The organism is uncultured Pseudokineococcus sp., from assembly GCF_947499845.1.
Lineage (GTDB): Bacteria > Actinomycetota > Actinomycetes > Actinomycetales > Quadrisphaeraceae > Pseudokineococcus.
On record NZ_CANMPM010000008.1, the window covers coordinates 59,519 to 76,799 of the forward strand.

Genomic DNA, 17,281 nt, shown 5'->3' on the forward strand with positions numbered 1-17,281 from the left:
GGCGCCTCGTCGTCCTCAGGCGGCGCTGCGACGCCGCACGAGGACGAGGCCGCCGACGCCGGCAGCGGCGAGCAGCCCTCCCGACGCGAGGAGGGCGCCGACGTCGCCCGCGGTGCCCCCGGCGCCCGCGTCGACGCCGCCGGAGGGCATGGCCATACCCCCCTCGCCGCCGTCGGTGCTACCGCTCGCGCTGCTGCCGTAGTCGTAGTCCTCGCACGCCTGCTGGTCGTCGTCGCGGTCGAGGCCGGACGGGTCGCCGGGGACGCGGTCGAACTCCGCCTGGGCCTCGGCCTGGCTGCCGAAGTCCTTGCAGTCGTAGGGGTCTGCCGCGAGGGCCGGGGAGCCGGCGAGGCCGACGACGCCGGCGGCCAGGGCGACGGACAGGACGGTGCGGTGAGTGCGCATGTGTGGTCGTTCCCCCGTGTGAGACGTCTTCCATGGGTGGAGCGCGCCCGACGCTAAGTGCGCACTTCGCGCCACGTGCGGCTTTCGGGAGACCCGATCGGGTGACGTTGAACGGGCAGGGGGACGACGACGGTCTTGCAGCGGCGGCTCGACAGGGACGCGACCTGACGCGCGTCTCAGCGGTCACTCGACTCGCGCGCCCGGATGCGCAGCTGTCGCGCCGTGACGACGGCGAGCGCGAGGAAGCCGACGACGGAGACGGCGCGGACCACCTGCAGGCCGGTGTGCGAGTCGTCCTCGGTGAAGGAGACCAGTGCCTGGACCGCCGCGTTGAAGATCCACACCACGAACGACGTCGTCAGCAACCACCTCGGTCGCCGCCGTGGCCTCGCGCCGGTGTGGCTGGGGACAGCCGACTCCTCGGCGTCGCGCGTCACGGGCGAGGGCGCCCGGCGAGGAGCGGGGCGTCGGAGTCGAAGGCTCGTCTCCCGGCGAGCGCGGGGACGACCACCGTGGCCATGGGGCGGAAGCGCACGTCGCTGCTGCGAGGGTCAGGAGGGAAGGAGCCAGAGAAGCCGCTCCAGCGCCCGTCCGAGCAGGTCGAGCACCCGAGTGCGGCGTGGAGGCGGGGCTGCGTGCCGGCCGCGCGCCCGACGTCGGCGGAGGGGAGCGGCCACGGGCCGGAGCGTAGGCGCGCGCCCCGTGCGCCGTTCAGAGTGCCGGCCCCGTCCGACGACGACGGCCCCCGCCCGACGGAGTCGGACGAGGGCCGTGAGGTGGTGCGCCGCCTGGGACTCGAACCCAGAACCCACTGATTAAGAGTCAGTTGCTCTGCCAATTGAGCTAGCAGCGCGTGCGTCGACGAGGTTAGCAGCGCCCCGCCGACGTCGTGAAATCGTGCGGGACGGTCAGCGCTCAGAGCCGGCGTCGGACGCCGAGCCGTCGCCCTCGCCGAGGTCCCACCAGCTGTCCTCGGGCAGGCCCTCGTCGTCGTGGATCGTGACGCTGTCCGGCCCGGTGGGGGACGTGAGGTCCATGAGCAGGGAGAGCGGGACGTGCTCGCCGAGCATGTCCATCACGTGCTCGCTGCCGCTGGTGCTCGACTCGTCCGACGGGGTCGAGCCCTCGGCGGGCTCGGGGGACGTCGGGGTCGGGGACGTCGTCATGGTGCCTCCTCCTGCGACCGCCCCAGTCCTCGAGGTCGGTGTGGGGCGAGTGTGGCAGAACGTCCGCCTCGAGGAGCCACAGCGCCGCGGCCGGGGGAGGGGGATGACTCGATCGGACCCGTCCCCCCGGGCGAGCCGGGGGGACGGGATCGGGGTGAGTGACGGGGCTCGAACCCGCGGCCACCGCGACCACAACGCGGTGCTCTACCAGCTGAGCTACACCCACCAGGGCCCGTGCCGGGCCCCGCCGTCACCGCGCGGAGCCCCTCTGGGCGGTGACCACTGTACCGGCTGGGGTCAGGTGCCCGTGACCCGAGCGGCGACGGCGCGAGCGGTGGCCGAGTCGGGGCCCGGCTGCGGCACGAAGACCGCCTCCCGGTAGTACCGGAGCTCCTCGATGCTCTCCCGGATGTCGGCGAGGGCGCGGTGGCCGCCGGCCTTCTCCGGGGAGGCGAAGTACGCCCGCGGGTACCAGCGGCGGGCGAGCTCCTTGACGGAGGAGACGTCGATGATCCGGTAGTGCAGGTGCTCGACGAGGTCGGGCATGTCCCGGGCGAGGAAGCCGCGGTCCGTGCCCACCGAGTTGCCCGCGAGGGGCGCCTTGCGCGCCTCGGGGACGAGCGCGCGCACGTGCTCGAGGACCTGCCGCTGGGCGTCCTCGAGCGTCGTCCCGGCCGCGAGCTCCTCCAGCAGGCCCGAGGAGGTGTGCATGTCGCGGACGACGTCGCGCATCTGCTCCAGCGCCTCCGGCGGCGGGGCGATGACGACGTCGAGGCCCTCGCCGACGACCTCCAGCTCGGAGTCGGTGACGAGGACGGCCACCTCGACGAGGGCGTCCCGCTCGAGGTCGAGGCCCGTCATCTCGCAGTCGATCCAGACGATGCGCTGGGAGGAGGTCGAGGAAGCCACACGCGGACTCTAGGTCGAGCGGCCACGGGGCGGGACCCGGCTCGGGACGGTCACCCCTCCCGGGGGCGCCGTGGCCGTCAGGCGGTGGGCGGGGCCGGCGCCCGCGGACGGCGTCGGCGCGGACGCGTGCCCAGGGCTAGCGTGCGCGCCATGACGCGAGCAGGGCCGTCGCCGGCCGTCGGAGGGGTCCCGCCCGCGGCTCTGCCCCCCGGGGGGTGGCCCGCCGCGCTGCCGGTGCGGCGCCCGGCCCGCCGCACGCGGGCCCGCGACGTCCTCGTCGCCGCGCTGCTCGCCCTCGTCATGGTCGCCGGGCTCCTGCGCGTGCTCGGCATCGTCCTCGTCGAGAACGGCCCGTCGGCGGTCGCCGTCGGCCTGGCCCTCGCGCTGCTGCCCGTCCTGCTCGTCGGGGCGGCCTTCCTGTGGCTGGACCGCTACGAGGCCGAGCCGCCGGGCCTCCTGCTCGTCGCCCTCGGGTGGGGCGGGGGCGTCGCGACGGCGATCGCGCTCGCCGTCAACACGCAGGCGTCCGTGCTGCTCGACGCCTCGGGCGAGCCCGGCCCGGTGTCGCTCGGCGTCGTGGCGCCGCTCACCGAGGAGATCGCGAAGGCGCTGGGCGTCGTCGCCGTCCTCCTCCTGCGGCGTCGCGAGTTCGACGGCGTCGTCGACGGCGTCGTCTACGCCGGGATGGTCGGCATCGGTTTCGCCTTCGTCGAGAACGTCCTCTACTTCAGCGGCGCCCTCGTCGCCGGCGGCACGCAGCAGCTGGCCGTGACCTTCGTCCTGCGCGCGGTCGTCTCCCCCTTCGCGCACCCCCTCTTCACCGTGGTCGTCGGCGCCGCGATCGGCGCGGCTGTCGCCCGCCGCGGGCGCGCGCGCTGGCTGCTGCCGGTCGGGGGGCTCGCGGTGGCGGTGCTCCTCCACGGTGCCTGGAACCTCTCGACCTTCGCGCCGCTGGGCTTCCCCGTCGTCTACCTCGCGCTGCAGGTGCCCGTCTTCGCGGGCGTCGTCGTCCTCGTCGTCCTGGCCCGCCGCCGCGAGGGGCGGGTGCTGCGCCAGCACCTCGCCGCCTACGCCGACGCCGGGTGGCTGACGCCGGCCGAGGCGCGCATGGCGGCCTCCCTGCCCGAGCGGCGACGCGCGCGGCGCTGGGCGCGCTCGACCGGCGGCCGGGAGGGCGCCGAGGCGATGGCCGACTTCCAGCACCTCGCGGGCGAGCTGGCGCTCCTGCGCGAGCGCCGCGTCCGCGGCACGGCCCACCGCGGGGCTGCGCAGGACGAGCGCGACCTCGTCCGCAGCCTGTGGGTGCTCCGCGAGCGCGTGCTCGCGGCGTCCGCCCTGCCGACGCCCCCCGCGGTCCGCGTCGTGGCCACCGGAGCGGCGGCGTGAACGGCCGGCTGCGCGCCGTCCTCGAGGACGAGCGCGCCGGCGGGCTCCTGCTCATCCTCGGCGCCCTGCTGGCGGTCGTCTGGGCCAACTCGCCGTGGCGCGAGGCGTACACCGAGCTCTCCGAGACGGTCGTCGGCCCGGCCGCGCTGCACCTCGACCTCTCCCTGGCGACGTGGGCGGCCGACGGCGTCCTCGCCGTCTTCTTCTTCGTCGTCGGCCTGGAGATCACCCACGAGGTCCGCGGCGGCAGCCTGCGCGACCCGCGCCGCGCCGCGATGCCCGCGCTCGCCGCCCTCGGCGGCATGCTCATGCCCGCGGCCTTCTACACCGTCGTCGTCCTCGAAAGCGGCAGCGACGGCCTGCGCGGATGGGCGGTGCCGACGGCGACGGACATCGCCTTCGCGGTGGCGGTCCTCGTCGTCTTCGGCCGGGGCCTGCCGGGCAGCGTCCGCACCTTCCTGCTGACGCTCGCCGTCGTCGACGACCTCCTCGCCATCACGGTGATCGCGATCTTCTACACCGACGACCTCGCCCTGCCGTGGTTCGGCGCCGCCCTCGTGCCCCTGGCCGCCTTCGCGTGGCTCGTGCGACGCCGGCCGTCGTCCGTCGGGGCGCACCGGGCGCTGATCGCCGGGGCGATCGTGCTGGCCGTCGTCACGTGGACCCTCGTGCACGCCTCCGGCGTCCACGCCACCGTCGCCGGCGTCCTCCTCGGCGCCGCCGTGCCCGCCCTCTCGCGGCGGGGGGAGGACGAGGCGGTCGGCCAGCGGGTCAACCGCGTGGTCAACCCGCTGTCGTCCGGCCTCGCGCTGCCCGTCTTCGCCTTCTTCGCCGCCGGCGTCACCGTCGTGGGCACGGGCGGGCTCGGGCAGGTGTTCTCCCACCCGGTGGCCATCGGCGTCATCCTCGGTCTCGTCGGCGGCAAGCCGATCGGCGTGCTCCTCACCGTGACGGTGCTCGAGCGCTTCACGCCCCTGCGGCTCGCCGAGGACCAGGCGCCACGCGACCTGTTCGGCGTCGCCGTCCTCGCGGGCATCGGCTTCACCGTGTCCCTCCTCGTCTGCGAGCTCGCCTTCCCGCCGGGCGAGCTGCGCGAGGCGGCGAAGGTGGCGGTGCTGGGGGCGTCCGTCGTGTCGGCGACGCTGGGCGCCGTGGCGCTCCAGGTGCAGAAGCGCCGCATCGGCATGGACCCCGCGGAGCCCGCCGCCATCGGCTGACCGGCGGCCCTCCGCTCAGGACCGCCGCGGCAGCGGGGCGCGGGGCAGGGGCCGCCGGTAGCCTCGCCGCACGCGCCCGCGGGGGCGCTCGCCCCCGTAGCTCAGCGGACAGAGCGGCAGACTTCTAATCTGACGGTCGCAGGTTCGATCCCTGCCGGGGGCGCCTTCGCTGGGCCCTCGGGTGGTGGACGTCTCATCTGACGGTCGCAGGTTTCGATCCCTGCCGGGCCTGCTGGAGCTCTGGCTGCCGGGCGACCTGCACAAGCGGGCCCTCGTCACGAGCCCGGCCTCTCGACCTGCGGAGACGCTGGGTGATCGGGCCTTGCGCAGGTCGCTGTGCGCGGACGAGCAGCGTCGGCGCTCCGAGCGCCTGGCAGGCTGGGGCCCGTGAGCGGCGCGGGTGACGGCGGCAGCCTCCTGGAGGCCCTCGAGCGCCTGCGCGAGGAGCTCGCCGGCCTGCGGCTGCCGCTCGACCTGCCCGACGCCCAGCGCGGCCGCGCCGGCGCCGCGGCGGCCCGCGACCAGCTCGACGACTACCTCCTGCCGCGGCTGCGCCAGGTCGACGCGCCGCTGCTCGCCGTCGTCGGCGGGTCCACGGGCGCGGGCAAGTCCACGCTCGTCAACTCGCTCCTGCGCGAGCGGGTGACCCGGGCGGGCGCGCTGCGCCCGACGACCCGCGCGCCCGTCCTCGCCCACCACCCCGACGACGCCGCGTGGTTCATCGGCGACCGGGTGCTGCCGGCGCTCGCGCGCACGACGGGCGCCGAGGAGCCGACCGGGCCCGCGCGCGCCGACGCGCCCGCCGCGACGTCGCTGCAGCTCGTCGCGTCCCCCGGCGTGCCGGCAGGGCTCGCGCTGCTCGACGCCCCCGACGTCGACTCCGTGGTCGACGCCAACCGCGCGCTCGCGGCCCAGCTGCTCGGCGCCGCCGACCTCTGGGTCTTCGTCACCACCGCGGCCCGCTACGCCGACGCCGTGCCGTGGGACCTCCTGTCCGGCGCCGCCCGCCGGGGGGCGTCCGTCGCCGTCGTCCTCGACCGCGTCCCCGCCGGCCCCGGCGACGACGCCGTGCTGCGCGAGGTGCGCGCCGACCTCGCCGGCATGCTCCGCGACGGCGGGCTCGGCGCGGCGCCGCTGTTCTCCGTGCTCGAGACGGCGCCCGGCGCCGACGTCGACGGGCTGCTGCCCGCGGAGGCCGTCGAGCCGCTGCGGCGCTGGCTCGCGGGCCTGGCGGGCGACGCCCGGCAGCGGGCCCTCGTCGTCCGCCGCACCCTCACCGGCGCGCTCGAGGCGCTGCCGAGCGGCCTCGCGCCCGTCGCCGGGGCGGCGGCCGCGCAGGCCGCGGCCGTGGCGGCGCTGCGCGACGACGTCGTCACCTCTTTCGCGCAGGGCCGCGAGGAGCTCGAGACCGAGCTCACCGACGGCACGCTCCTGCGCGGCGAGGTGCTCGCGCGCTGGCAGGAGTTCGTCGGCACCGGCGAGTTCTTCCGCTCCTTCGACGCCGCCGTCGGCCGCCTGCGCGACCGCCTCGGCGCGCTCGTCCGCGGGCGCCCCGCGCCGAGCGCCGAGCCCGTCGGCCAGGCCGTGCGCTCGGGCGTCGCCGCCCTCGTGCGCGCGCGCGTCGCCGGGGCGCTCGACCGCACGCGCGACCGCTGGCTCGCCCGGCCGGCCGGGGCGCAGGCGGTCGCCGTCGCCGGGCCCGTCCTCGACCTCCCGCCGGACTTCGACGAGCGCGTGGCCCGCCTCGTGCGCGACTGGCAGCGCGGCGTCCTCGACCTCGTCCGCGCCGAGGGGGAGGGCCGGCGCACCCGCGCCCGGGTGCTGTCCTTCGGCGTCAACGCGCTCGGGGTCGCGCTCATGGTCGTCGTCTTCGCCAGCACCGCCTTCATCCCCACCGGCGCGGAGGTCGGCGTCGGCGTCGGCGCGGCGGCCGTGGGCCAGCGGGTGCTCGAGGCCGTCTTCGGCGACGCCGCCGTCCGCGCGCTCGCCGCCCGGGCCCGGGCCGACCTCCTGCGCCGCGTCGACGAGCTCGTCGACGGCCCCCGCCTCCGCCTGCTCGAGGTGCTCGACTCCACCGGGGTCGACGCCGGTGCGGCGGGTCGCCTGGAGCGCGTCCTCGCCGACGTCGCCGCCGCCCGCGGGGAGGCCGCGTGAGCCCCCGCACGCCCCTGGTCGGACGCCGCCGCGACGGGGCGGCCGACGGGGCGCCGGTCGACGGCGCCGCCCTCGTGGCGCGCGTGCAGCACCTGCGCGACGCCGTCGCCGCGGGCGGGGACCGCCTCGAGCCGGACGCCGTCGACCGGGCCCGGCCGGTGCTGCAGCGCGCGCAGGAGCGGCTGCGCCTCGGCAGCGGGCGCACCGTCGTCGCGCTCGCGGGGGCGACGGGCAGCGGCAAGTCGAGCCTCTTCAACGCCGTCGCCGGCCTGCCGCTGGCCCAGGTCGGCGCCCGGCGGCCGACGACGTCCCGCCCGACCGCGAGCGTGTGGGGCCCCGAGCCCGCCGAGGAGCTCCTCGACTGGCTCGAGGTGCCGCAGCGCCACCGGACGACCCGGGAGAGCGCGCTCGACGCCCGCGACGAGGAGGACCTCCACGGGCTCGTGCTCCTCGACCTGCCCGACCACGACTCGACGACGCTCGCGCACCGGCTCGAGGTCGACCGCCTCGTCGGGCTCGTCGACCTCCTCGTCTGGGTCGTCGACCCGCAGAAGTACGCCGACGACGCCCTCCACGCCCGGTACCTGCGGCGCCTGGCGGGCCACGAGGACGTCGTCCTGCTCGCGCTCAACCAGGTCGACCGCCTCGGCGCCGACGACGCCCGCGCCACCGAGGCCGACCTGCGGCGGCTGCTCGCCGAGGACGGGCTCTCCCGCGCCGACGTGCTGCCCGTCTCCGCGCGGACGGGTGCCGGGCTGCCCGACCTGCGGGCGCGGCTGGCCGACGCCGTCGCCGCCCGCGCCGTCGCGCTGCGGCGCACCGAGGCCGACCTCGAGGCCGTGCGCGCCGACCTCGCCCGGGGGACGGCGGCCGACCCCGTGCCGGCGCCGGCGCCCGAGGACGTCGCCGGCGCCGACGAGCTCGTCCGCGCGCTGGGGGCGGCCGCGGGCGTGCCGGCCGTCGTCGACGCCGTCGAGGCCGACCACCGCCGCCGCGCCGAGCGCTCCACCGGGTGGGTGCCGCTGCGCTGGACCACCCGCCTGCGCCGGGAGCCCCTGCGCCGCCTGGGCCTGGAGCCCCGTCGGGGGCGCGACGAGGAGGGGCTGGGCGAGGACGGACGGGGCGAGGACCTCGTCGTCTCCTCCGTGCCCGCCCCCACGCCGTCCCAGCGCGCCGCCGTCGACCTCGCCGGCCGCCGGGTCGGCGCTGAGGCGTCCGCGGGGCTGCCGCCGCGGTGGGCGGCCTCGGTCCGCGCGGCGGCCGCGCCCCCGGGCCCGGACGTCGTCGACGCCCTCGACCGCGCCGTCGTCGGCGTCGAGCTGCCGCGGACGACGCCGCGCTGGTGGGCGGCCGTCGGGGCTGCGCAGGCGGTGCTCGCCGTCGCCGCGCTCGTCGGCCTCGTGTGGCTGGTGGCCCTCGGCGTCGCCACGTGGCTGCAGCTGCCGCCGCTGTCGGTGCCGGCCGTGGGGCCCGAGCGCACGGACGGGACCCGCCTCCTGCCGGTGCCCACGGTGCTCCTCGTCGGCGGGCTGCTCCTCGGGCTGCTGCTCGCGGCGGCGTCCGCGCGTCTCGCCGCCCGGGGAGCCCGTCGGGCGCGGCGCGCGGCGCAGGAGCGGCTCGACGGGGCCGTGCGCGGGGTGGCGGCCGACGCCGTCCTCGCCCCCGTCGCGGGCGTGCTGGCCGACCACGCGGCCGTGCGCGACGCGCTGTCGCCGGGGGGCCCCGCGGGCGGCGCCCGCCCCGCCCGGTCACGGCCGTCCGGAGCGTCCCCCGCACGGTCCGCTGCACCGTCTGGGAGGCGGCGCCGAGGCCACTAGCCTGAAGGCATGGCCGAGTTCATCTACACCATGACCAAGGCGCGCAAGGCGCACGGCGACAAGGTCATCCTCGACGACGTCAGCATGTCCTTCTACCCCGGCGCCAAGATCGGGGTGGTCGGCCCCAACGGCGCCGGGAAGTCGACCATCCTCAAGATCATGGCGGGGCTCGACCAGCCGTCCAACGGCGAGGCGCGGCTCTCGCCCGGCTACAGCGTCGGCATCCTCGAGCAGGAGCCCCAGCTCGACCCCGACAAGGACGTCCTCGGCAACGTCAAGGACGGCCTCGGCGACATCGTCCGCAAGAAGGAGCGCTTCGACGCCATCGGCGTCGAGATGGCCGAGCCCGACGCGGACTTCGACGCCCTCATGAGCGAGATGGGCGCCCTGCAGGAGGAGATCGACGCCGCCGACGCCTGGGACCTCGACTCCCAGCTGGAGCAGGCGATGGACGCGCTGCGCTGCCCGCCGGGGGAGGCCGACGTCACGGTGCTCTCCGGCGGGGAGAAGCGCCGCGTGGCGCTGTGCAAGCTGCTGCTGAGCAAGCCCGACCTCCTGCTGCTCGACGAGCCGACCAACCACCTCGACGCCGAGAGCGTGACGTGGCTGGAGCAGCACCTCGCCGCCTACCCGGGCGCCGTCCTCGCCGTCACGCACGACAGGTACTTCCTCGACAACGTGGCCGGCTGGATCGCCGAGGTCGACCGCGGGCGCCTCTACCCCTACGAGGGCAACTACTCCACCTACCTGGAGAAGAAGCAGGCCCGCCTGCAGGTGCAGGGCAAGAAGGACGCCAAGATGGCGAAGCGCCTCGCCGACGAGCTCGAGTGGGTGCGCAGCAACGCCAAGGGCCGCCAGACCAAGTCGAAGGCCCGCCTCGCCCGGTACGAGGAGATGGCGGCCGAGGCCGAGCGCACGCGGAAGCTCGACTTCGAGGAGATCCAGATCCCGCCGGGCCCGCGCCTGGGCTCGCAGGTGATCGAGGTCTCCGGGCTGCGCAAGGGCTTCGGCGACCGGGTCCTCATCGACGACCTGTCGTTCACGCTGCCCCGCAACGGCATCGTCGGCGTCATCGGCCCGAACGGCGTCGGCAAGACGACGCTCTTCAAGACGATCGTCGGCCTCGAGGAGCCGGACGCCGGCACCGTCAAGGTCGGCGACACGGTGAAGATCTCCTACGTCGACCAGGGCCGCCAGGGCCTCGACCACGGGAAGACGCTGTGGGAGACCGTCTCCGACGGCCTCGACTACATCCACGTGGGCAACGTCGAGATGCCCTCGCGCGCCTACGTCTCGGCGTTCGGCTTCAAGGGCCCCGACCAGCAGAAGCCGGCCGACGTGCTCTCCGGCGGTGAGCGCAACCGCCTCAACCTGGCGATGACGCTCAAGGAGGGCGGCAACCTGCTGCTCCTCGACGAGCCGACGAACGACCTCGACGTCGAGACGCTCGGCAGCCTCGAGAACGCGCTGCTCGACTTCCCGGGCTGCGCCGTGGTCATCTCCCACGACCGGTGGTTCCTGGACCGGGTGTGCACCCACATCCTCGCCTACGAGGGCACCCCGGAGAACCCGTCGACGTGGTACTGGTTCGAGGGCAACTTCGAGTCCTACGAGCAGAACAAGGTCGAGCGCCTCGGGCCCGACGCCACGCGCCCGCACCGCGTGACCTACCGGCGCCTCACGCGCGACTGACGCGCTCACGGCGCAGCGACGACGACGGCCCCTCCCGCACGCGGGAGGGGCCGTCGTCGTCCGTGCGCAGGAGGACGGACCCCTCTGCCCGACGAGTCCGCTGGCCGACCAGCCCGCTACCCGACGAGCCCGGCGCCCGCGCCCGGTCGGGGCGGGCGCACGAGCCCCTCCTGGGCGACGGAGGCGACGAGGACGCCGTCGCGGGAGAACACCTGGCCGGTGGCGAGCCCGCGGGCGCCGACGGCGGTGGGGGAGGCCTGGCGGTAGAGCAGCCACTCGTCGAGGCGCGCCGGGCGGTGCCACCAGAGGGCGTGGTCCAGGCTGGCGACCCGCAGCCCGCGCGAGGCCCACGTCAGGCCGTGGGTGGTGAGCACGGGCTCGAGGAGCGAGTCGTCGCTCGCGAAGGCCAGCACCGCCCGGTGGAGGGCGTCGTCGTCGGGGAGCGGCGCCGTGGTCCGCAGCCACACCGCCTGCCCGCTGCCCGGCGGCAGCACGCCCTCGGGCACGTGGCGCAGGTCGAGCGGCCGCGAGCTGGCCCAGCGCTGGGCCCAGGCGCGGGCGGCGTCGTCGAGCGAGCCGGGCACGCGCCAGGGCGGGGGCGCGTCCGGCGTGCCGAGCAGCTCGACGGTGGGCCGCAGCTCCTCGGGCCCCGGCACGTCGGGCGCCGCGACCTGGTGGTCGACGCCGTCCGCCGGCGCCTGGAACGAGGCGATCATCGACAGGATCGGCCGGTCGTGCTGCAGGGCGTGCACCCTGCGGGCGCTGAAGGAGCGCCCGTCGCGCAGCCGCTCGACGGCGAAGGTGATGGGCAGCGAGGAGTCCCCGGCGCGCAGGAAGTAGCCGTGCATCGAGTGGACGGGCCGGGTGGCGCCCTCGCCCGGCGGCGGCGGGTCACCGGGGGCAACCTCGCCGGCGCGGCCGTCGCCCACGGTGCGGGTGGCGGCGACCACGGCCTGCGCCACGACCTGCCCGCCGAAGACGCGGCCGTGCGGCTGCGGGAGGCTCTCGCCCGCGAAGAGGTCCTGGCCCCGCTCGTCGACGCCGCGCTCCTCCAGCGCCAGGACGTCGAGGAGCCGCTGCAGCAGGCGGTCACCGGCGCTGCCGGTGCCGCCGTCCCGGGCGGGCGGGGCGTCGGGCCAGGCGGGCAGGCTCCCGGTGCCGCGTCCGTCCGCTCCGACGTCCTCGGGTCGGGCGTCCTGGGGCTGGGCGTCGTCAGGTGAGTCGACCACGGGCGCGACCGTACCGGCGACGCCGCGGGCCGCTGCGCCGTGCGAGGGGAGGGCGCGGGCCTGCGACGATGCCGCCATGCCCGCTCGTGAGGTCCTCGTCCCGCTGCGCTGGTCCGACATGGACGCCTACGGCCACGTGAACAACGTGCAGTACGTGCGCCTGCTGGAGGACGCCCGCATCCTCGCCTTCCGCACCCCCCACGGGGAGGCGACGTCGGAGTCGCCCGTGCGCACCGGCACCATCATCGCCCGCAACGAGGTCGAGTACCTCGTGCCGCTGAAGTACCAGTACGAGCCCGTCACCGTGCGCCTGTGGGTCAGCCGCACCTCGGGCGCCAGCTTCGACCTGGGCTACGAGGTCCGCGGCCGCGCCGAGGACGCGCCCGACGAGCTGACGGGCGACGCCGAGGGCTGGGTCGTCTACGCCCGCGCCGAGTCGACCGTCGTTCTCTTCGACATGGACGCCGGCCGCCCCCGCCGCATCACGCCGGGCGAGAGCGCGATGTTCGCCGAGATGACCGGCCCCCCGGTCGAGCTCCGGCGGCGCGCCCGCGAGCGCGCGGCCGCCGCGGCGGCCTCCTAGCCGCCCGGCGGGGACGCGGCGCCGCCGCGAGACTCGTCAGCGCGCGCCTCGTCCCCCGCCGTCGCCGGAGCCCCCGCCGTCCCCGGAGTCCTCGCCGTCGCCGGAGTCCTCGCCGTCGGGGAGCTCCTCCGCGCCCGCGCCGTGGTCGCCCCCGGGCAGCTCCTCGGGCGGCAGCTGGAGCAGCGCGTCGGCCAGCTCGGCGTCGGCCACGAGCGTCGTCATCCAGCCGGTGCGGACGGCCGCCAGGACCGCCGCCGTCCGCTCCGCCCCGTAGGCGACGGCGACGACCTCGCCGACGTCCTCGAGCTGGGACAGCTCGAGGGCCATCACCCGGTCGTCGAAGGCGCTCGGCACGCGGCGGCCGTCGGCGTCGAGGAGGCGGCCGCTGATCTCGGCGACCGCGCCGGCGCGCCGCCCGGCCTCGCGCTCGTGCGGCGCGACGGCCGGCCAGATGGTCGACAGGCCCTCGCCCCACCCGCCGACGGCGACGACCGCCGTCGTCAGGTCGTCGACGCGCCGCAGGGCGGCCCGGATGCCCGGGTCGCGGCGCAGCGCCGTCGCCGTCTCCGCGTCGGCCGTGACGAGCGGGGCGTACACGGGCAGCGCGCGACCGCGGGAGACGGCGGCGACGCGGCGCACGAGCTCGACCGTGCCGGAGCCCGCGTCGTGCAGCGCGCCCGCGAGCTGCACCACGGTGCACGGCGGCAGCCGCTCGAGCGCCTGCGCGGCGTGGGCCAGCGTGCGGCTCCACGTGAGTCCGAGGACCTCGCCGTCGACGAGCAGCTCCTCGAGCAGCGCGGCGACGGCCTGGCCGAGGTGCTCGCGGACGACGACGTCGTCCCCGGTCGGCACCTCGACGACGACGGCCCGCTCGAGCCCCAGCGCCGCGGCCAGCGCCACCGAGCGCTCGGGGTCCGTGCCGCCGGGGACGACGACGCTGACCCGCACGACCCCGCGCTCGGCCGCCTCCTCGAGCAGCCGCGCCACCTTGAAGCGGCTGATGCCGAGGTCGGCCGCGATGGCGACCTTGCTGTCGCCGACGACGTGGAAGCGGCGGGCGACCTCGCCGAGGAGCACGAGCCCGGTCGGCCCCGGCGGGTGGCCGCCGGGCCGCGGCGCGCTGCTCGTGCTCGTCCCGGCCCGGGGCGGCCGTCCGGTCGACCCGTCGCGGGCCGGGGTGCGCGAGGTCCTCTCGTCCACGGTGACGACTCCTCATCTACGAGGTGTTGGCGCTCAGGTGAGCACGCGCACTGTAGCGAGCGGGGCGCGGCCGACGCTCACCGCCGGCCGCGCCCCGCTCGTCGTCCGGGCTCTCGCCCCGGGCGCTCGACTCAGGCGCTCGCGGGGGACTCCTCGCGCAGCCACGCCGTCGTCATCGGCGGCAGCAGACGCGCCTCGGCGTCGCGCTGCAGGTCACCGCTGACGAGGAGGACCTCGGCGCCGGCCGGGAGCGCCACGGGCTGCTCGCCGAGGTTGGCGACCACGAGGGCGCCCGCGCTGCGGAAGGCGAGGACGCCGTGCTCCTCGCCCCGGACCTGCCCGTCCGGGCCCTCGAGCGCGCGCCACGACAGCCCGGTGGAGGAGCCGAGCGCCAGCTCGCGGCGCAGGCGCAGCGCCGCCCGGTACATCTCGTACGTCGAGCCGGGGACGTCGCGCTGCCGGTCGAGCGCGAGCTCGCCGTAGACGGCGGGCTGCGGCAGCCACGAGGCCGCCGTGGGGCCGAAGCCGAAGGACGGCGCGTCGCCCTCCCACGGGATCGGGACGCGGCAGCCGTCACGGCCGTTCGTCTCGCGGCCCGTGCGCTCCCACGACGGGTCCTGGCGGGCCTCGTCCGGCACGACCGCGTCGGGCAGGCCCAGCTCCTCGCCCTGGTAGACGTAGGCGCTGCCCGGCAGCGCGAGCATGAGCAGCGTCGCCGCGCGGGCGCGCTGCAGGCCCACGGCCGGGTCCGGCTGCTCGTCGTCGGCGCCGAGGCCGTCGGGGTTGCCCCCGGCCAGGTCGAGCCCGAAGCGCGTGGTGTGGCGGACGACGTCGTGGTTGCTCAGCACCCAGGTGGGCGGGGCGCCGACGGCAGACATGGCGGCCGCCGTCTCCTCCACCTGGGCGCGCAGCGCCGCGGCGTCCAGCGGCGCCACGAGGTAGGCGAAGTTGAAGGCCTGCTGCATCTCGTCGTCGCGGACGTAGCGGGCGAGCCGCTCGACCGGGTCGACCCACGCCTCGGCGACGAGCATGCGGTCGCCCTCGTACTCCTCGAGGACGGCGCGCCACCGGCGGTAGACCTCGTGGACGCCCTCCTGGTCCCACATCGGCGGGGGCGTGCGCGACTCCCCGTTCATCCCCGCGAGCGTCCCCGTGATCATCTCCGTCGCGGCGTCCCACTCGGGCAGGCCGTCGGCCTTGACGAGGCCGTGGGCGACGTCGACGCGGAAGCCGTCGACGCCCCGGTCGAGCCAGAAGCGCAGGACGTCCTGGAACTCCTCCACGACCTCGGGGTTGGTCCAGTCCAGGTCGGGCTGGGAGACGTCGAAGAGGTGCAGGTACCACTGGCCGGGGCGCCCGTCGGCCTCGGTCACGCGCTCCCACGCCGGGCCGCCGAAGACCGACCGCCAGCTCGTCGGCGCGATCTCGCCGTCGACGCCGCGACCGTCGCGGAAGAGGTAGCGCGCCCGCTCCGGGCTGCCCGGACCGGCGGCGAGCGCCGCGCGGAACCACGCGTGGTCCCACGACGTGTGGTTGGGCACGAGGTCGACGACGACGCGCAGGCCCAGCTCGTGGGCGCGGGCGACGAGGGCGTCGGCGTCGGCGAGCGTGCCGAAGCGCGGGTCGACGTCGCGGTAGTCGGCGACGTCGTAGCCCGCGTCGTGCTGGGGCGAGGTGTAGAAGGGCGACAGCCACAGGGCGTCGACGCCGAGCTCGGCGAGGTGGGGGAGGCGGGCGGTGATGCCCGGCAGGTCGCCCATGCCGTCGCCGTCGGAGTCGGCGAAGGACCGCGGGTAGACCTGGTAGACCACCGCCGAGCGCCACCACTCGCCGCGGCCACCGGCGATGCTCACGCCCTCCGGGGCGCCGCCGGGGGCGCTGCTGGGGGCCTCGTCGGGCGTCGGGTCGGCGGCGGGCGCGGGGGCGGCGTCGGTCGTCGTCACGCGGGGTGAGGCTACCGGCGCCGGAGGGGGAGCCCGGCACGCGCCCGGGCTCCGGACGGGCCCGGAGCGTCGGCCCGCCCGACCCTGAGCCGGGGCCTCCCGCGGCTCAGCGCCCGGCCACCTCGAGGAGCCGGTCGAGCGCCGCGGGCAGGGCCGTGAGCACGGAGACGTGGCCGTCGCGGGGTCGGGTCCACAGCTCTCCCCGCGGGAGCTGCTCGACGAGCCGGCGGCTGTGCGCCGGCGGCACGACGCGGTCCCGGTCGCCGTGGACGCAGAGCACCGGGACGCGGACGCCGGTGAGGTCGACGCCCCAGTCGTGGGCGAAGGCGACGTCGTCGTCGACGAGGCCGCCCGGCCCCGCCGCACCGGCGCGCTGGGCGTCCTCCCCGAGGTCGGCCCAGGGGCCCGCGAGGGCCTCCCAGTCGACGTCGACGAAGGACGTCGGGTCGAACGCGTCGTGCTCGGCGTGGGCCAGCCGGGCGTCCCGTCCCCGCGCCGCCGCCCGCAGCGCGGCCTCGTCCGCCATGCCGTCGAACCACCAGCGCTCGTCCCGGAAGGGCGCGAGGCCGGCGAGGACGACGGCGCCGACGACGCGGTCGGCCAGCAGCGCCGCGCAGGCGAGGGCGTGGGGCCCGCCGCCGGACGCGCCCACGACGACGAGGCGGCCGAGGCCGAGGGCGTCCGCGACCCCCGCGACGTCCTCCGCCGCGGACGCGACGTCGCGCCCCGGCCTCGAGGTGGACCCGCCGTAGCCGGGCCGCCCGTAGGAGACGACGCGCAGTCCCCGCGGCGCCGCGGCCGCCAGCACGGGCTCCAGCAGCGCGCCCGTCTGCGGGGAGCCGTGGTGCCAGACGAGCGTCACGCCGTCGGCGCGCCGCGGTGCGCCGGGCGGGCCGCTGTCGTGGACGCGCAGCACCCGGCCGTCCGCGACGTCGACGTCGCGCCCGCTGCTCATGCGCGGAGGCTAGGGCGGGCGACGGCGTCGCGGGCCCCTCCGCCGCGGCCGCAGCGGTCAGCCGTCGAAGGTGTTGAGCATGCTGTGCGCCGCGCGCTCGAGGTAGTCCCACAGCTCGGCGTGCAGCAGCGGCGGCAGGTCGAGGGAGTCCACCGCCGCCCGCATGTGGAGCAGCCACCGGTCGCGGGCCACCGGGCCCACGGCGAAGGGCGCGTGCCGCATGCGCAGGCGGGGGTGGCCGCGCTCCTCGGAGTACGTCGTCGGGCCGCCCCAGTACTGCTCGAGGAACATCCGCAGCCGCACCCGCGCCGCCTCGAGGTCCTCCTCGGGGTACATGGGCCGCAGGACGTCGTCGCCCGCGACGCCGTCGTAGAACCGGTCGACGAGCGTCACGAAGGTGTCGTGCCCGCCGACGGCGTCGTAGAAGGTGCCCTGGCCGCCCGGTCCCTGGATGCGCACGTGCCCCAGTCTCCCGCACCACCTCGGCCGCCCCCGCCGCCCCGCCCCGCGGGGCGATGTGTGGCCATGTCGCCCTGCGAGTGCGTGCCCCGGCGGCGATGCGTGGCCATGTCGCCCCCCGCTGCGGCGCCGGGGCGACATGGCCACACATCGCCCCCGCGGGGCA

General features: G+C 77.0%; 15 protein-coding genes and 3 tRNA genes. 7 read left to right on the plus strand and 11 right to left on the minus strand.

The genetic code is table 11. The annotated features are described in order from the left end of the window. Nucleotides 1-15 precede the first annotated feature (15 nt). The 6 genes from Q0789_RS09405 to orn form a co-directional block, all read right to left on the minus strand. Nucleotides 16-405, minus strand: coding sequence for a hypothetical protein (locus Q0789_RS09405; RefSeq protein ID WP_298804502.1), 390 nt, complete (start codon nt 403-405; stop codon nt 16-18). Between the two features lie 176 nt (nt 406-581). Next, the gene (locus Q0789_RS09410; RefSeq protein WP_298804504.1) at nt 582-770 is read right to left on the minus strand and encodes a hypothetical protein; all 189 of its coding nucleotides are present in this window, start codon (nt 768-770) and stop codon (nt 582-584) included. A 412-nt stretch (nt 771-1,182) separates the two neighbouring features. Then, nucleotides 1,183-1,258: transfer RNA gene (locus Q0789_RS09415), tRNA-Lys, on the minus strand. 55 nt (nt 1,259-1,313) lie between these two features. Further along, nucleotides 1,314-1,571, minus strand: coding sequence for a hypothetical protein (locus tag Q0789_RS09420; protein ID WP_298804506.1), 258 nt, complete (start codon nt 1,569-1,571; stop codon nt 1,314-1,316). A gap of 153 nt (nt 1,572-1,724) precedes the next feature. After that, nucleotides 1,725-1,797: transfer RNA gene (locus tag Q0789_RS09425), tRNA-His, on the minus strand. Between the two features lie 71 nt (nt 1,798-1,868). Next, nucleotides 1,869-2,480 carry an oligoribonuclease gene (orn, locus tag Q0789_RS09430; RefSeq protein WP_298804508.1) on the minus strand — a complete coding sequence of 204 codons (612 nt, stop codon included), beginning with the start codon at nt 2,478-2,480 and terminating at the stop codon, nt 1,869-1,871. A 150-nt stretch (nt 2,481-2,630) separates the two neighbouring features. Here orn and Q0789_RS09435 point away from each other — a divergent pair, with 150 nt between their 5' ends. The 6 genes from Q0789_RS09435 (at nt 2,631) to ettA (ending at nt 10,746) form a co-directional block, all read left to right on the plus strand. Next, complete coding sequence (locus Q0789_RS09435; protein ID WP_298804510.1) at nt 2,631-3,866, plus strand: PrsW family intramembrane metalloprotease; 1,236 nt, start codon at nt 2,631-2,633, stop codon at nt 3,864-3,866. Beyond that, nucleotides 3,863-5,083: a Na+/H+ antiporter NhaA gene (nhaA, locus tag Q0789_RS09440; RefSeq protein ID WP_298804511.1), complete on the plus strand. Its 1,221-nt coding sequence runs from the start codon at nt 3,863-3,865 to the stop codon at nt 5,081-5,083. The genes Q0789_RS09435 and nhaA overlap by 4 nt, the downstream gene beginning before the upstream one ends. A gap of 90 nt (nt 5,084-5,173) precedes the next feature. After that, a tRNA-Arg gene (locus Q0789_RS09445) sits at nt 5,174-5,246 on the plus strand. Nucleotides 5,247-5,470: 224 nt separating this feature from the next. Then, nucleotides 5,471-7,237, plus strand: coding sequence for a GTPase domain-containing protein (locus Q0789_RS09450; RefSeq protein WP_298804513.1), 1,767 nt, complete (start codon nt 5,471-5,473; stop codon nt 7,235-7,237). Then, nucleotides 7,234-9,054 carry a GTPase gene (locus Q0789_RS09455; RefSeq protein WP_298804515.1) on the plus strand — a complete coding sequence of 607 codons (1,821 nt, stop codon included), beginning with the start codon at nt 7,234-7,236 and terminating at the stop codon, nt 9,052-9,054. The genes Q0789_RS09450 and Q0789_RS09455 overlap by 4 nt, the downstream gene beginning before the upstream one ends. Before the next feature lie 9 nt (nt 9,055-9,063). Beyond that, the gene (ettA, locus tag Q0789_RS09460; RefSeq protein ID WP_298804517.1) at nt 9,064-10,746 is read left to right on the plus strand and encodes an energy-dependent translational throttle protein EttA; all 1,683 of its coding nucleotides are present in this window, start codon (nt 9,064-9,066) and stop codon (nt 10,744-10,746) included. Nucleotides 10,747-10,862: 116 nt separating this feature from the next. Here the strand turns inward: ettA and Q0789_RS09465 are convergent, their stop codons facing one another. Beyond that, nucleotides 10,863-11,828 carry an acyl-CoA thioesterase II gene (locus tag Q0789_RS09465; protein ID WP_363326084.1) on the minus strand — a complete coding sequence of 322 codons (966 nt, stop codon included), beginning with the start codon at nt 11,826-11,828 and terminating at the stop codon, nt 10,863-10,865. Between the two features lie 223 nt (nt 11,829-12,051). On the opposite strand from Q0789_RS09465, the gene Q0789_RS09470 reads away from it, so the two are divergent. Further along, complete coding sequence (locus Q0789_RS09470; protein ID WP_298804520.1) at nt 12,052-12,558, plus strand: thioesterase family protein; 507 nt, start codon at nt 12,052-12,054, stop codon at nt 12,556-12,558. Nucleotides 12,559-12,594: 36 nt separating this feature from the next. Here Q0789_RS09470 and Q0789_RS09475 read toward each other — a convergent pair whose 3' ends face one another. From Q0789_RS09475 to Q0789_RS09490, 4 genes are all read right to left on the minus strand, one after another. Next, complete coding sequence (locus Q0789_RS09475; protein WP_298804522.1) at nt 12,595-13,758, minus strand: sugar-binding transcriptional regulator; 1,164 nt, start codon at nt 13,756-13,758, stop codon at nt 12,595-12,597. Between the two features lie 131 nt (nt 13,759-13,889). Next, entirely contained in the window at nt 13,890-15,611 is a 1,722-nt protein-coding gene (locus tag Q0789_RS09480) for a glycoside hydrolase family 13 protein (protein WP_366917703.1), read from the minus strand. A 196-nt stretch (nt 15,612-15,807) separates the two neighbouring features. Beyond that, nucleotides 15,808-16,656: an alpha/beta hydrolase gene (locus Q0789_RS09485; protein WP_298804526.1), complete on the minus strand. Its 849-nt coding sequence runs from the start codon at nt 16,654-16,656 to the stop codon at nt 15,808-15,810. Between the two features lie 57 nt (nt 16,657-16,713). Continuing rightward, entirely contained in the window at nt 16,714-17,115 is a 402-nt protein-coding gene (locus Q0789_RS09490) for a globin (protein WP_298804528.1), read from the minus strand. Nucleotides 17,116-17,281 lie beyond the last annotated feature (166 nt).